At 74.1% G+C, this 13,908-nt stretch carries 14 protein-coding genes; 10 read left to right on the forward strand and 4 right to left on the reverse strand.

Features of this window, described 5'->3' with window-relative positions:
• Positions 1–215: 215 nt before the first annotated feature.
• The 5 genes from JEK78_RS17175 (at position 216) to JEK78_RS17195 (ending at position 4,251) form a co-directional block, all read left to right on the forward strand.
• The gene (locus tag JEK78_RS17175) at positions 216–1,547 is read left to right on the forward strand and encodes a multidrug effflux MFS transporter (protein ID WP_200260407.1); all 1,332 of its coding nucleotides are present in this window, start codon (positions 216–218) and stop codon (positions 1,545–1,547) included.
• A 221-nt stretch (positions 1,548–1,768) separates the two neighbouring features.
• The gene (locus JEK78_RS17180) at positions 1,769–1,921 is read left to right on the forward strand and encodes a hypothetical protein (RefSeq protein WP_200260410.1); all 153 of its coding nucleotides are present in this window, start codon (positions 1,769–1,771) and stop codon (positions 1,919–1,921) included.
• Between the two features lie 219 nt (positions 1,922–2,140).
• Positions 2,141–2,293, forward strand: coding sequence for a hypothetical protein (locus JEK78_RS17185; protein WP_200260414.1), 153 nt, complete (start codon positions 2,141–2,143; stop codon positions 2,291–2,293).
• Positions 2,294–2,396: 103 nt separating this feature from the next.
• Entirely contained in the window at positions 2,397–3,392 is a 996-nt protein-coding gene (locus JEK78_RS17190) for a small ribosomal subunit Rsm22 family protein (protein WP_200260418.1), read from the forward strand.
• 109 nt (positions 3,393–3,501) lie between these two features.
• Positions 3,502–4,251: a bifunctional DNA primase/polymerase gene (locus tag JEK78_RS17195; protein ID WP_200260421.1), complete on the forward strand. Its 750-nt coding sequence runs from the start codon at positions 3,502–3,504 to the stop codon at positions 4,249–4,251.
• A 25-nt stretch (positions 4,252–4,276) separates the two neighbouring features.
• Here the strand turns inward: JEK78_RS17195 and JEK78_RS17200 are convergent, their stop codons facing one another.
• On the reverse strand, positions 4,277–5,278 hold the full coding sequence (locus tag JEK78_RS17200; protein ID WP_200260424.1) for a hypothetical protein: 1,002 nt from the start codon (positions 5,276–5,278) through the stop codon (positions 4,277–4,279).
• 126 nt (positions 5,279–5,404) lie between these two features.
• Here JEK78_RS17200 and JEK78_RS17205 point away from each other — a divergent pair, with 126 nt between their 5' ends.
• Complete coding sequence (locus JEK78_RS17205; RefSeq protein ID WP_242483122.1) at positions 5,405–6,217, forward strand: PhzF family phenazine biosynthesis protein; 813 nt, start codon at positions 5,405–5,407, stop codon at positions 6,215–6,217.
• Here JEK78_RS17205 and map read toward each other — a convergent pair.
• Positions 6,204–7,061: a type I methionyl aminopeptidase gene (map, locus tag JEK78_RS17210; RefSeq protein ID WP_200260427.1), complete on the reverse strand. Its 858-nt coding sequence runs from the start codon at positions 7,059–7,061 to the stop codon at positions 6,204–6,206. The two genes, JEK78_RS17205 and map, sit on opposite strands and share 14 nt — an antisense overlap.
• A 59-nt stretch (positions 7,062–7,120) precedes the next feature.
• On the opposite strand from map, the gene JEK78_RS17215 reads away from it, so the two are divergent.
• The 3 genes from JEK78_RS17215 (at position 7,121) to JEK78_RS17225 (ending at position 8,396) form a co-directional block, all read left to right on the forward strand.
• Positions 7,121–7,354 carry a hypothetical protein gene (locus tag JEK78_RS17215; RefSeq protein ID WP_200260430.1) on the forward strand — a complete coding sequence of 78 codons (234 nt, stop codon included), beginning with the start codon at positions 7,121–7,123 and terminating at the stop codon, positions 7,352–7,354.
• A 69-nt stretch (positions 7,355–7,423) separates the two neighbouring features.
• The gene (gene npdG, locus JEK78_RS17220; protein ID WP_200260433.1) at positions 7,424–8,140 is read left to right on the forward strand and encodes an NADPH-dependent F420 reductase; all 717 of its coding nucleotides are present in this window, start codon (positions 7,424–7,426) and stop codon (positions 8,138–8,140) included.
• Between the two features lie 61 nt (positions 8,141–8,201).
• On the forward strand, positions 8,202–8,396 hold the full coding sequence (locus JEK78_RS17225) for a hypothetical protein (protein WP_200260436.1): 195 nt from the start codon (positions 8,202–8,204) through the stop codon (positions 8,394–8,396).
• Between the two features lie 72 nt (positions 8,397–8,468).
• Here JEK78_RS17225 and JEK78_RS17230 read toward each other — a convergent pair whose 3' ends face one another.
• Positions 8,469–9,266, reverse strand: a complete 798-nt coding sequence (locus JEK78_RS17230) for a site-2 protease family protein (protein WP_200260438.1) — start codon at positions 9,264–9,266, stop codon at positions 8,469–8,471.
• 225 nt (positions 9,267–9,491) lie between these two features.
• Here JEK78_RS17230 and JEK78_RS17235 point away from each other — a divergent pair, with 225 nt between their 5' ends.
• Complete coding sequence (locus JEK78_RS17235) at positions 9,492–12,812, forward strand: BTAD domain-containing putative transcriptional regulator (RefSeq protein ID WP_200260441.1); 3,321 nt, start codon at positions 9,492–9,494, stop codon at positions 12,810–12,812.
• Between the two features lie 114 nt (positions 12,813–12,926).
• Here the strand turns inward: JEK78_RS17235 and JEK78_RS17240 are convergent, their stop codons facing one another.
• Positions 12,927–13,745, reverse strand: a complete 819-nt coding sequence (locus tag JEK78_RS17240; protein WP_242483123.1) for an ABC transporter permease — start codon at positions 13,743–13,745, stop codon at positions 12,927–12,929.
• Between the last annotated feature and the right edge of the window lie 163 nt (positions 13,746–13,908).

Consider the following 13,908-nt stretch of genomic DNA (forward strand, 5'->3'; position numbering starts at 1 on the left):
CCGAGGCGCCAGGGAACGGTGGTGACAAGGGGGCGAGCCCCCGGGGTCGAGCGATCGCGAAGGGCCCGGGTGTCCCTCCCCGCGCGACCGAGCGCCGCCGGGGGCTCGCCGGTTGGATTCGGGGCGAGGGGGGAACCGCCCCTCGGGGAGGGCCGGGCAGGGGTCCGTGCCGACGGGCTGAGAGCATGGGCCGGTTCGTCTGAGAGGGAGGGCCCATGCCCGAACGCGGGGCGTCCGCGTCGCACACACCGCCGGAGGCCGGAGCCGACCGGGAACCGGCAGCCGACCGAGCCCGCCCGGAGCGCCGTACCTCCGTGCTGGTCACCCTGATCCTGGGCGGGCTCACCGCCACCCCGCCGCTGGCCATGGACCTGTACCTGCCGGCCCTCCCCGAGGTCGCGCGGTCCCTGTCGACGCCTGCCGCGGGTGTCCAGTCGACGCTCACCGCCTGCCTGGCGGGTCTGGCCCTCGGTCAACTCGTCGCGGGGCCACTGAGCGACCGTTGGGGCCGCCGCCGTCCCCTGCTGAGCGGTCTCGCGCTCTACGTCGTCGCCTCCGTCCTGTGCGCGTTCGCCCCGACAGCCGCCGCCCTCGTGGCCTTCCGGTTCGCCCAGGGCATGGCGGGCGCGGCCGGTATCGTGATAGCCCGCGCGGTCGTACGCGACCTGTACGACGGCGTGGACATGGCCCGCTTCTTCTCCACCCTGATGCTCATCTCGGGCGCCGCGCCGATCGTGGCGCCCCTGGCCGGCGCGCAGATCCTCCGCCTGACGGACTGGCGAGGCGTCTTCGTCGTCCTGGCGGCGGTCGGGCTGCTGCTCGGTGTGGTGGTCTGGGCGAGGCTGCCGGAGACCCTTCCCGTCGTGGCCCGGCACGGCGGCGGCGTGGGCCGAACGTGGCGCGCGATGGGAACCCTGCTCGCCGACCGCCCCTTCACCGGATACGTCCTCGCCGGAGGGTTCGCCTTCGCCGCCCTCTTCGCGTACATCGCGGGGTCGCCGTTCCTCTTCCAGCGGACACACGGGGCCTCCCCGCAGACCTTCGGACTGCTCTTCGGCCTGAACGCCGTCGGCCTCGTCCTCGCCGGCCAACTCAACGGCAGGATCCTGGTCGGCCGGGTGCGGCTGGAGCGGGTCCTGTGCCTGGGGCTGGTGATCGTCGTAGCCGCCGCCGCGGCCCTGCTGCTGATGGCCCTGGGCGTCTTCGGCGACGTGGGGCTGTGGCCGGTGGCCACCGCGCTGTTCGTGGTGATGTCCGCCATGGGGATCACCCTCCCCAACGCCTCGGCGCTGGCGTTGTCGCGGGTGGAACACTCGGCCGGCTCCGCCTCCGCGCTTCTGGGTTCCTCCTCTTTCCTCATCGGAGCGGCGGCGTCCCCTCTGGTCGGCCTCGCCGGGGAGGACACCGCGTTGCCGATGGCGGTCGTCCAGATGGTGGCCGCCCTGGTGGCGCTGGCCTGTGTCGTGTTCCTGTGCCGCCCCGGGCCCGTCGCGGCGGGACCGGGCACCCGGCCGGACGAGGCCGGGCCCGCCGAGGCGCGGGCCTGAGCGGACGCCCCGGGGCCAGGATCGGCGCGTTCCGAGGGCGACGGCCCGGAGTGCGGCGGCCGTCCGGGCCTCGGGGTGGGCCGGGCGGCGGAAGGTCCCCCCGGCGGGGGAGGGGACCCTCCGTCGTCCGGCCCGCGAAGTCGGGCGGAACGGGGGATAGGCGGTGATTCGTCCCGTTCGTAGACTGAAGAGCATCACAGCCGATCCGAGACGAGGACGACATGGCTCACGTGTGCCTTCCCGAAGAGCCCCTGCGCGAGGACGCCCCCGGGGCGGAGACCCGCATCCCGGCGGTGGTGCTCGCGGTGCCGTCCAGCATGTCGGCCGCCTTCGTCGTGGCGGTGATGGGCTTCGCCGTCGTCACGGCTTCCTAGCGCCCGTCCGGCCTGGTCGCGCGGCGGCGGCACGGCTTCCCCCGTGGCCGCGGACCCCCGCCCGTCCGGGCCTCGGGGTGGGCTGGGCGGCGGAACGTCCCCCCGGCGGGGGAGGGGACCCTCCGTCCGGCCCGCGAAGTCGGGCGAAACGGAGGATACGCGGCGATTCGCCCGTTCCTGGAGTCGAAAGCGTCCCAGCCGACCTGTCGAGAGGACGACATGGCCTACGTACGCCTTCCCGAAGAGCCCCTGCGCGAGGACGACCCCGGCGCCGAGATCCGTATCCCGGCGGTGGTGCTGGCGGTACCGGCCAGCGCGACGATGGCCTTCGTCGTGGTGGTGCTGGGCTTCGCCCGTGCCACTGCGGCCTAGCGCCCGTCCGGGCTGGTCGCGCGGCGGCGCGCCTTCTCCGGTGGCCCCGGACCCCCGCCCGAGGCGGCCCGTTCCGGCCTCGGGGCGCCGATAGAATCACCGGGTGAACGCCCCCGCCGCCCCCGCCGACTCCCTGCGGGCCGCCTTGGCCCGGTCGCTCGACGGTCTTCCGCCGCGGCGGACCGCGCGCGCCGTGGAGCGTCTCGTCTCCCACTACCGGGGCGCGACCCCCACCGACGCCCCGATCCTGCGTGACACCGCCGACGTCGCCGCCTACGCCGCCTACCGGATGCCCGCGACCTTCGAGGCGGTGCGGGCGGCCCTCCGGGCCCTCGACCGCGCCGCGCCGGACCGGACGCCGGGCAGCCACGTCGACGTGGGCGGCGGCACCGGGGCGGCCGTCTGGGCGGCGCACGCCGTCTGGGGAGGCGGCCGACCGGTGACGGTGTTCGACTGGTCCGCGCCGGCCCTCGCGCTCGGTCGTGAGATCGCCGCCGCCGAACCCGCCCTCCGGGATGTGGCCTGGAGTCGGGCCCGGATCGGGCCCGACCTCGTGTTGCCCGACACCGACCTCGTCACCGTCTCCTACGTCCTCAACGAGCTGACGCCCGACGACCGGACCGCCCTCGTCGACGCGACCGCGCGGGCGGCGCGGGCGGTCGTGATCGTGGAGGCCGGCACGCCCGCCGGGTATGCCCGGACGATCGAGGCCCGAGAGCGGCTGATCGGCGCCGGCTTCCACATCGCCGCGCCCTGCCCGCACAGCGCCGCCTGCCCGATCGCGCCCGGCGTCGACTGGTGTCACTTCTCGGTCCGGGTCGGCCGCTCCTCGCTGCACCGACAGGTCAAGGGCGGGTCGCTGGCCTGGGAGGACGAGAAGTTCAGCTATGTCGCCGCGGTGCGCCCGCCCGCGGCGGCGCCGCCCGCCGAGCAGGGCCCGGCGCGCGTGGTCCGGCGCCCCAGGATCCTGAAGGGGCGGGTCCTCCTCGATCTGTGCGGCCCCGAGGGCGAGCTGCGAGGGGTCACGGTGACCAGGCGGCAGGGCGAGCCGTACCGGGCGGCGAGGGACGTGCACTGGGGCGACACCTGGCCGCCGTGATCGTCCGGTTCGCGCCGGACTTGCGGAATACGCCCCTCCGCCATGCGTTGCTCCGTTCGGTGGGACGATGAGGCATGCTGGAGCGCACGACGGCGAGGCGAGGCGGTAGATGAGCACGGAGTTCGGCGGCCCGGGTGGCCGGCAGGGCAGGCTCTCCCGATGGCTGCGCGGCCGTCGACCCCGACACGCGGCCGAGGACGACGGCCGCGAGGCGCTGCTGCTCGCCGCGGCCGGGGCGGGACTCCCCCTCGTACCCGCCGCGCATCCGGCGGGTTACCTGTGCTCCTGCGATCGTGTGGGATGCCCCACACCCGCCCGACACCCGATCTCGTTCGCCTGGCAGACCCAGTCGACCACCGACCGGGGGCAGATCGAGCGATGGTCCCGGCACCAGCCCCAGGCCAACTTCGTCACCGCCACGGGCATGACGCACGACGTCCTCGACGTGCCCCTCGCGGCGGGCCGCGCGGCACTGCGGCGGCTGCGCGAGTCCGGTGTCGAGGTCGGACCGGTCGCCGAGAGCGACGACGGCCGCGCCCTGTTCTTCACCCTCACCCGGGGCACCCCCGAGGACGAGGACGAATGGTGGCCCTGCGAGCTGGACTGCCGGCCCGAGACCATGGACGAACACCCCGGCCTTCGCTGGCACTGCCGCGGGTCCTACGTCCTCGTGCCTCCCGCCCGGATGCCGGGCGGGAGGCACGTGCGTTGGGTACGCGGCCCGGAGCACCCACTGCCGGACCCGCTGACGCTGCTGGAGGCGCTGACCGACGCCTGCGTCCGGCACGCCCGCGCGGAGGCCGAGGCTCTGGGCGGCGGGGGAGTCGATCCCGCCGGGGCGGCCCGGACGCGGCACTGACGACCGGCACCGCCCCGCGGCCGGGTCACTCGCCCCGCGCGGACGTCAGCCCCTGCACCCGCCCGAGGACCCTCACCTCTTCCCCGGCGGCCCCCGCCGGAGGGATCAAGGCCACCGCGTTCGAGACGAACTCCATGGTCAGCGCCCCCTCGATCGTGCCCTCCGTCAGGGCCAGTACGTCCTGGTTGGGCGTGGGGACGGTGGCGCCCCGCGCGGCGGTCTGCTTCTCGTAGTGTCGGGTGGCGAAGAACACCAGCGCGCCGCCGCCCTTGGTGCGCACCGCCAAGGGGACGTAGTCGCCGCCGTCCAGCGGCTCGTCGATGTACTGCCGGGCCAGACCCGGCCGGCTCTCCCGCTTCTCTCGCAGCTCCCGCCAGGCGCTGGTGTGCGGGCCGTCCGCGAAACCCGCCCCGCCCTCCTGGAGATAGCCTGTGTAGGCCTCGCTCAACTCCCCCGGCGATATGGTCGGTTCGGAGGATTCGGCGGGCACGGCCTCCGCCCATCCGTCCTCGTCCGTCGGGACCTCGGGCAGCGAGTCGGGTTCGACCAGCGCCAGGTAGGCGGCCTCCCAGGCTTCGTCGATCCCGTCCCGGGTGAACACCAGCAGCCAGCGGGCGTCCCCGCCCTTGTCGCCGAGCGCGTCGGCGACGAACCAGCGCGGCCAACCGGCCTTCTTGGGGATCGTGTACCGCACGTCCGTCAGTTCCAGCGGGGTGTGCCTCGGGTTGCCGTCGGGGTGTCGGGCGGCACCGGCCCTCAGCCGCGCCGAGTCGATGTCGGCGAGGGCGCCGGTGGTGACCGGGGCGTCCAGGGAGGGATCGTAGGCCCGGTCCGCCTCGTTGTAGGCCGTGGTGAACCGCTCCAGGGCGGCCGTGGCCTCGGCGCGCGTCGCCGCGGGCAGGACCGCGCGTTCTCCGTGCACCACCACGCATCCGCTCGTCGGCACCGCCAGGACGGCCGCCGCCGTCGACAGTGCCAGGGCCCGGGCCGACCCGCGTCGACGGCGGACGTCGCGATCCCCGCTCATGGCTTGCCCCCTTCCCCGATGTGGCACCCTACCCGGCGACCACGACGAACTCGGGCCCGGTCCGGGGGCGGAGCCGGGGGAGGCCTCCCCGCCCCGTCGTTCCTCCGCCTTTGCTTCAATGCCGGAATGGCCGTATCCGCACCCGCACACGACGTCGTCCGGGTCTTCTTCGCCGGCACCGGCGAGCAAGGCCACCGGCTCGCCATCGTCCGAGACGGTGCCGCGCTCCCCCAACCCGGCGCCCGTCGGCGGCTCGCCGCCGAACTCGGTTATGGGCAGATCGTGTTCGTCGACGACCCGGAGCGCGGGGTGATCGACGTGCACACCCCGGCGGGCCGTCCGGGCTTCGCCGGACAGGCGTACGTCGGCACGGCCTGGCTGCTTGACGTACCCGAACTCGTCACCCCCGCCGGGGTGATGGGCGCGCGGCAGGACGGCGAGTTCAGCTGGGTCGAGGCGCGGGCGGAGTGGGCCCCCGCCCACTCGCTGAGCGCCTGCGCGAGCGTCGAGGAGGTCGACGCGACCGCCGCACGGGCGATCGACGCCGAGACCCTCGCCGGAGCGCCCGACGGTGGTGTCGCCCCACGCGGCTCCGCCTGGGCATGGGAGGACATGGCCGCCGGCCGTGTCCGGGCGCGCGTCTTCCCCGGGGAGGCGGCGCCCCGCGACGCGGGGCGGCCGGGGCCGATCGACGGTCCCGAGGCCAGCGTCGCCGCCCTGTTGCTCACCAGTCGGCTCGACCGGGCCCTCAACGTCGTCCAGAGCGCCGGCTCCCAGATCCTCACCGCGCCGCAGCCCGACGGCTGGGTGGAGATCGGCGGGCGAGTCCGTCTGGAGAACAACCCGCCGGTCCGCGACCTCGGGGGCCGGGCGTGGCCACACTCCTCGGGCGGCTTCCGCCTCCCGGGGTCCACGCCCACCGGGATCAGGGAAGAGTGAGGATCTCCGCGCCGGTGTCGGTCACCACCAGGGTGTGCTCGAACTGCGCGGTGCGCTTCCGGTCCTTCGTCACCACGGTCCAACCGTCATCCCACGTGTCGTACTCGTGGGTGCCGAGCGTCAACATCGGCTCGATGGTGAACGTCATGCCCGGCTCGATCAGGGTGGTCGCGTGGGGGCTGTCGTAGTGCGGGACGATCAGCCCCGAGTGGAAGGCGCTGTTGATCCCGTGACCCGTGAAGTCCCGCACCACACCGTAGGAGAAGCGCTTGGCGTACGACTCGATGACGCGACCGATCACGTTGATCCGGCGTCCCGGTCGCACCGCCTTGACGGCACGGGCGAGGGACTCCCGGGTCCGCTCCACCAGGAGCCGGCTCTCCTCGTCCACCTCGCCCACCAGGTACGTGGCGTTGTTGTCGCCGTGCACGCCGCCGATGTAGGCGGTCACGTCGAGGTTGACGATGTCGCCGTCGCGGAGGACCGTCGAGTCGGGGATGCCGTGGCAGATCACCTCGTTCACCGACGCGCAGAGCGACTTGGGAAAGCCCCGGTAGCCGAGTGTGGAGGGGTATGCCCCGTGGTCGCACATGTAGGTGTGGGCGACCCGGTCCAGTTCGTCCGTGGTCACTCCCGGCGCGATCAGCTTGGCCGCCTCGGCCATCGCCCGCGCCGCGATCCGACCGGCCACCCGCATCGCCTCGATCGTCTCGGGGGTCTGCACCTCCGGACCTGTGTAGGGCGTCGGCGCGGACTTGCCGACGTACTCGGGCCGGCGGATGTTTCCGGGCACGGGACGGGTGGGAGACAGCTCCCCTGGGACGAGCAGCGACTGGCCAGACATGCCAGCGAGTCTAACCAGCGGGTGCGGGGCACTCTGTCCTCTGGCGAAAGGAGCCGGTCATGGGGCTGTTCAAGAAGAAGCGCGCGGTGGGCAAGCCGGGCGAGTGGTACTACTGCCTGGAGCACGGCAAGGTCGAGGAGGGGCCGGAGTGCCCGGCCAAGGACCGTCTCGGCCCCTACCAGTCGTCCGTCGAGGCCGAGCACGCGATGGAGAAGGCCCGAGAGCGCAACGTCCGCTGGGAGAACGACCCTCGGTGGCACGACGTCCCCACCGAGCCGCCCGAGGGTCCCTGAGCCCGGCCGGGGCGCGGGCCGAGCCCACCTGCCGGGCGGGGTGTCGGTCCGCGCACGTAGAGTCGGCGCATGACCTCTAGCGAGAGCGCCGCACAGGACGCGCAGAAGGCCCCCGCCAAGGACCCATGGGACCTGCCCGACGTCTCCGGGTTGGTCGTCGGCGTGCTCGGCGGGACGGGGCCGCAGGGCCGGGGCCTGGCCTATCGGTTCGCCAAGGCCGGCCAGAGGGTGATCGTGGGCTCGCGGTCCGCGGAGCGGGCGCGAGCCGCCGCCGAGGAATTGGGCCACGGGGTGGAGGGCGCCGACAACGCCGACACCGCCCGCCGTGCCGACGTGGTGATCGTCGCGGTCCCCTGGGACGGGCACCGGGAGACCTTGGATTCGCTGCGCGCGGAACTGGCCGGGAAGATCGTCGTCGACTGCGTGAACCCGTTGGGCTTCGACAAGCGGGGCGCGTACGCCCTCCGTCCGGAGGAGGGCAGCGCGGCGGAGCAGGCCGCGGCCCTGCTGCCCGACAGCAGGGTCACCGCCGCCTTCCACCACCTCTCGGCGGTCCTGCTGGCGGACCCCGGGATCGAGGAGATCGACACCGACGTCCTGGTGCTCGGCGAGGCGCGGGCGGACGTCGAGACCGTGCAGGCGCTCGCCGGTCGTATCCCCGGGATGCGCGGGGTCTTCGCCGGGCGGCTGCGCGGCGCCCACCAGGTGGAGGCCCTGGTGGCCAACCTGATCGCGACGAACCGCAGGTACAAGGCGCACGCCGGGCTGCGGGTGACGGACGTCTGAGCCCATGGGGGACACTGGGGGCAGCAGGAGTGCCCGCAATGTCCCCCGAGGAGCCATCCCCATGCCCCGCCTCGCCGTCTTCTCCCTCGCCGTGTGCGCCCTCGCCGTCGTCGCGGCCGTCGTCTCCTTCGTCCAGGGCAGTGTCCCGATGGGCGTCGTGTGGGTGTTGCTGGCCGGTGTGTCGTCCAACATGGGCTGGTACTACCTCAAGCGCTCCCGGAACGCCGGCCGGACCCCGGCGGGCACGACGAACTGAGCGGTCTCCCGCCTTCGAGCCCACCGCCGGGGGAGCCTTCGCCGGCGGCGGGCCCCGGAGCCAGCGGAACGCTCAGGGGGACACCGTGCACAAGGCCCCGGACTCCCAGAACCGGTACAACACGAGGCCGCAGGAGGCGTCCGCCCCGCCGACCCCGAGCCCCCGCAGCACGGCGTCGACCACGCCGAAGAACACGCCGTTGACCTCCGGCACCCACAGCAGGCCGATCACGAGCAGCAGACCGAACGGCGCGAACGGCTCCACCCGCCGCCGGACTCGGTGCGGCAACCAGGGCTCGACCACGCCGTAGCCGTCCAGCCCCGGGACCGGCAGGAAGTTCAGGATCGCGGCGGTCACCTGGAGCAGAGCGAGGAAGGCGAGGGCGAGCCGGAAGGACGGCGGCAGCCCGGCCGAGGCCCCCAGCCAGAAGGGCGCCGCGCACGCCAGGGCGAACAGGACGTTCGTCGCGGGACCGGCGGCCGACACCATGCTGTGACGCGCACGGCTTCGGACGCGCCCCCGGTCGACGACGACGGCGCCCCCCGGCAACCCGATCCCACCCATGATCACGAAGAGCACCGGCAGCGCGACGCTCAGCAGCGGATGGGCGTACCGCGCCGGGTCGAGGGTGAGATAACCCCTGGCCGCGACCGACTCGTCCCCGCCCCGCAACGCGGTCCGGGCGTGCGCGTACTCGTGCAGACACAGCGAGACCACCCACGCCGCCGTGACGAACAGGAACACGGCGACCCCCGGCCGCCCGGCGAACCCCGTCCAGGCCGCCCACCCGGCCATCGACATGACGGCGACGATCGCGACGAAGACCGGACTGACCCGCCGGTCACCGGGGCGGACGGTGGTGGTGGTCATCGAGGCCGGCTCCTGTGCTCGGGCGCGACGGCGACCGCTCGCCGCGTCCCCCGACGGTACCCAAGCCGCGAACGGCGACGAGGCACCGGGACGGGCGGACCCCTCTCCCCGCCCCATCTCCCCCCCCACGAGCGACCTCCCCGCACAGGGAACGCGCCCGCCCGCTCGGCGCTCCGCCCGAAAAACCCAGGCGCGCCGGCCGCCCACCGTCGGGACAATGACCGGATGCGCTACCGCGTTCTCGGCACCACCCAGGCACTCCACCCCGACGGCACCGTCCTGTCGGTCGGCGGCGCGCGGTTGCGCGCCCTGCTCACCGTCCTCGCGCTGGACGCCTCCCGTCCGGTTCCGGTCGGGACGCTGGTGCGGGAGGTGTGGGGAGCAGAGCCGCCGGCCGACGCTCCGGCGGCGCTCCAGGCACTGGTGGGGAGGCTGCGCCGGTTGCTCGGCGCCGACGCGGTCGTCTCCGTCGTCGGCGGCTACCGGCTGGCCGTGCCGCCCGACGACATCGACGTGCACCGCTTCCACCGACTCGCCGACGAGGGTTGCCGGGAACTGGCCCGAGGTGATCCGCGGACGGCCCTTCGCCTGTTGGAGGAGGCGCTGGCCCTCTGGCGGGATCCGGCGCTCGCCGATCTCCCCGACCGGGGTGCCGAGTCGGCGCGGTTGGAGACGCGTCGTCGGGAGGCGCGGCGGGCCCTGCTGGCAGCCGCCCTCGACCTGGGCCACACCGCCCGAGCCCTGCCCGAGTTGGACGCGCTGTGCGCGGAGCATCCGTTGGACGAGAGCCTGCAGGCGTTGCGGTTGCGCGCGTTGCGCGACACCGGGCGCCCCGCCGAGGCGTTGGCCGCCTACGAGGAGGTGCGCCGGGATCTCGCCGAACGACTCGGCTCCGACCCCGGCCCGGAACTCCGTGCCCTGTACTCGGCGCTGCTCGACCCCGACCCCGGCCCGGGTGCCGACCCCGGGTCTCCGGGCCCGCGGGAGCGGCCCCCGGACTCGCGGTCACGGCCGTGGCCTGCCGGGCCCCAGGGCAACCTCCGGGCTCGCCTGAACTCCTTCGTCGGCCGGGACGCCGATCTCCACACCCTCCGTCGCGACCTGGCTTCCGGGCGCATGGTCACCCTGCTCGGGCCCGGTGGCTCGGGCAAGACGCGGTTGGCCCAGGAGGTCGCCGAGATCGCCGGGGAGCCCGCTCGGGACGGGGTGTGGCTCGCGGAGCTGGCGCCGGTCGACGATCCGGAGTCCGTGCCCGAGGCCGTCCTGACGGCCCTCGGCGGCCGTGAGACCGTCCTGTACGGCGCCGGTGCCGAGGAGATGCGGGCCGCCGCCGACCGTCCGGAGACCGCCGTCGACCGGCTCGTCGAACACTGCGGGAGACGCCGCATGCTGATCGTGTTGGACAACTGCGAGCACGTGGTGGGCGCGGCGGCCGACCTCGCCGAGGAGGTGCTCTCCCGTTGCCCGCGGCTGACCGTCCTGGCAACCAGCCGGGAACCGCTCGGCGTGGTGGGGGAGGTGGTCCGGCCCGTGGAGCCGCTGCCCGAACCGGCCGCGTTGCGACTGCTGGCCGACCGCGGCGGAGCGGCCCGCCCCGGGTTCCGTGTCGAGGACGACCTCCGGTCCTGCGCGGAGATCTGCCGGCGTCTGGACGGACTGCCGCTCGCCATCGAACTGGCCGCGGCCCGGTTGCGGATGCTCACCCCCCGCCAGATCGCCGACCGGCTCGACGATCGCTTCCCGCTGCTCGCCTCCGGCAACCGCACCGTCCTGCCCCGCCAACAGACGCTCAGAGCCGTGGTCGACTGGTCCTGGGAACTGCTGGCCGCCGCCGAACGACGGGTGCTCGCCGCCCTCTCCGTCTTCTCCGGCGGATGCGACCTGGAGGCGGCGGAGGCCGTCTGCGGGCCGGACGCCCTGGAGGTGGTCGGCTCGCTGGTCGACAAGTCCCTGGTGGTGGCGGCCCCGTCGAGCGACGGAAAGATGCGCTACCGACTGCTGGAGACGGTCGCGGAATACGCGGGCGAGCGGCTCGCCGAGTCCGGGCGCCGGGCCGCCGCGCGCCGCGCGCACCTCGTCCACTACCGCGAACTGGCGCGCACCACGGACCCGCTGCTGCGGGGTCCCGAGCAACTCCTTGCCGTCGGCCGGCTGGAGCGCGAGTACGAGAACCTCCGCGGGGCACTGCGTCACGCCGTCGCCGAGCGCGACGAACAGGAGGCGCTGTCGCTGGCCCTGTCGCTGTCCTGGTACTGGCAGATGCGGGACCTGAGGGCGGAGGCGCGCGGGTGGTGCGCGGCGGTCATGGCGCTCGGCCCGGACCCGTTCGGCGGGCCCGCTCGGCGCGCGACGCCGGTGTGGGAGGCGTGCACGGCCTCGCCTCCCCCGATGACCGGAGAGGTCCTGATCGAGGCCCGGCGTGGGGTGCATCTGACGCACTTGTCCTGCCTGGACACCGAATTCGACCTGTGGCATCGACCCGAGGCGCGGGACAAGCTCTCGGCGATCGCCGCCACGTACGAGCCGGGGATGCCGCAGACCTGCCGGCACCCGGGACGGCTCTGGTTCTTCGCGTTGCTGCTCGGCGGCGACCTGGACCGGCTTCGCGCCGTCCTCGACGCCTCGGTGCGCACCGCCCGGCACGCCCCGGGTTTCCGCTGGGAGTTGGCGGGCGGTCTCCAGATGCGCGCCAACGTCCTCGTCCAACGAGCGGAGTGGCTGGAGGCGGCTGTCCGCGACGCGGACGAGTCCCTGGAGTTGTATCGGAGACTGGGCGACGCCTGGGGGACCGCCGAGGCGCTCGCCGCCCGCGGCGAGGTGCACGAGCGCCGGGGCCGACACCTGCTCGCCGCCGCCGACTACGGTGCCGCCGCCGTGTACGCCGAACGGCTGGGGGCCCACGCCCAGGAGGCCGTGCTCGGGGCCCGTCTGGGCAGCGCGCTGGTGGATTCGGGGGACGAGACGCAGGCGGAGCGAGGGGAGTCGATCCTGCGGGACGTCATCGAGCGGACGGCCGGGACGGCGCACAACACGGCTCTGCCCGCGGCGCGGCTCTTCCTCGCGGGCAGGCTGGCCTTCACCGGCAGGACCACCGAGGCCCGGGAGCATCTGGCCCTGCTCCGCAAGGAGTTCTCCATCACGCACTTCGCCGTGTTCGACGCGTTCATCCTGGCCTCGGAGGCCCTGGTCGACACGGTGGAAGAGCGCTACGAGGAGGCGCTGGTGAGGATCGCCCGCGCGCTGGAGCGGACCCGGGACCCGATGGCGGGTGTCCTGGCCTCGCAGGTGCGCTCGGCCTACCTGTCCATCGCCGCTCTCGCCCTGGTGGGGGTGGACGGGGGAAGCCGGGCCCGGGACGGGGCCCGGTGCCTCGGGGCCGCGGCGGAACTCGTGTCCGGCGCGAGCTGCGTCACGGCGATGGAGCGCGGGTGTCGCGACCGGGCCGAAAGGCGGGCCCGCGAGGTCCTGGGCGCTCGGGCCTACGAGGCCGCACGAGCCGAGGGCGCCGGCCTCGGCCCCGAGGAAGCCGCCGCCCTGATCGGCTGAGGAGGTCCGGGGCACCGCGACGGCGGCGCACTTGTCGCGGTGCCCCGGACCTTCGGGCGGTCGACGCCGCCGGGGTGGGACGGTCCTGCGGGCCGTCCACGGCCGGGAGGACCGTCAGTCCTTGGTGCGGAAGGCCCGGATGGCGATCGGCGCCATGACCGCCGTCAGCAGTGCCGACCAGCCGAGGACCATCCACAGGTCCTGGGCTACCGGTCCGCCGGTGGTCAGCCCGCGGGCGGCGTCGGCGAGGTTCGAGAGAGGGTTGTACCGGGTGAAGGTCTCCAGCCAGCCCGGCATGGATTCGGTCGGCGCGAAGATCGAAGACCCGAACTGCAGCGGCATCAGCACCAGGAAGCCCATGGCCTGGACCGATTGGGCGTCCTTCATCACCACGCCGAGGGTGAGGAAGACCCACATCAGGGACGAGCCGAAGACGGCGGACAGTGCCACCGAGGCCAGCAGCCCCGGCCAGTTGGCGACGTCGAAGCCCACCAGGAGGCCGACGACCAACAGGACGGCCGTGGCGAACAGCATCCGCAGCAGCTCGACGCCGATCTTGGCGAACAGTACGGAACCGCGTCCGATCGGCAGCGACTTGAAGCGGTCCATGACCCCGGCGTTGAAGTCCTGGTTGAAGCCGGTCCCGACGCCCTGGGCCATCGTCAGCCCCATCATCGCCATCATGCCAGGCATGACGTACTGGACGTACTCGTCCTGGCCACCGCCGAGCGCCTGCCCGATGGAGCCGCCGAAGACGTACACGAAGAGCAGGGTGAAGACGATCGGGAACAGCACGGCGTCGAACATCGACTGGGGGTCCTGCTTGATCCACAGCAGGTTGCGGCGGGCGAGGGCCCCCGTGTGCCGCAGATGGGCTCGGAGGGGGATGCGGGCGTCGGCGGTGGACGGCGGCGCGAGGGCGGTGGAACTCACCGGGTCTCCTTCATGGGCGCCCCGGGCTTCGGGTCGGGGCGGAGCGAGGCTCCCGCGGAGCGGGGCGGGCATGGGTGTGTCGCCTCCGGGGCGACGCGGCTTCCGCGACCACCGGCCGGGGAGGTTGCTTCCGGCCGGACGGCGTGCGGCGGGTGGTGAGTCC

The organism is Streptomyces sp. HSG2 (genome assembly GCF_016598575.1).
Lineage (GTDB): Bacteria > Actinomycetota > Actinomycetes > Streptomycetales > Streptomycetaceae > Streptomyces.

Coding starts and splice junctions, on each gene's coding strand:
- JEK78_RS17195 (WP_200260421.1), top strand. CDS start 3,502: ATGAGCACGGAGTTCGGCGGCCCGGGTGGCCGGCAGGGCAGGCTCTCC.
- JEK78_RS17235 (WP_200260441.1), top strand. CDS start 9,492: ATGCGCTACCGCGTTCTCGGCACCACCCAGGCACTCCACCCCGACGGC.
- JEK78_RS17215 (WP_200260430.1), top strand. CDS start 7,121: ATGGGGCTGTTCAAGAAGAAGCGCGCGGTGGGCAAGCCGGGCGAGTGG.
- JEK78_RS17180 (WP_200260410.1), top strand. CDS start 1,769: ATGGCTCACGTGTGCCTTCCCGAAGAGCCCCTGCGCGAGGACGCCCCC.
- JEK78_RS17175 (WP_200260407.1), top strand. CDS start 216: ATGCCCGAACGCGGGGCGTCCGCGTCGCACACACCGCCGGAGGCCGGA.
- JEK78_RS17205 (WP_242483122.1), top strand. CDS start 5,405: ATGGCCGTATCCGCACCCGCACACGACGTCGTCCGGGTCTTCTTCGCC.
- npdG (WP_200260433.1), top strand. CDS start 7,424: ATGACCTCTAGCGAGAGCGCCGCACAGGACGCGCAGAAGGCCCCCGCC.
- JEK78_RS17185 (WP_200260414.1), top strand. CDS start 2,141: ATGGCCTACGTACGCCTTCCCGAAGAGCCCCTGCGCGAGGACGACCCC.
- JEK78_RS17225 (WP_200260436.1), top strand. CDS start 8,202: ATGCCCCGCCTCGCCGTCTTCTCCCTCGCCGTGTGCGCCCTCGCCGTC.
- map (WP_200260427.1), bottom strand. CDS start 7,061: ATGTCTGGCCAGTCGCTGCTCGTCCCAGGGGAGCTGTCTCCCACCCGT.
- JEK78_RS17200 (WP_200260424.1), bottom strand. CDS start 5,278: ATGAGCGGGGATCGCGACGTCCGCCGTCGACGCGGGTCGGCCCGGGCC.
- JEK78_RS17230 (WP_200260438.1), bottom strand. CDS start 9,266: ATGACCACCACCACCGTCCGCCCCGGTGACCGGCGGGTCAGTCCGGTC.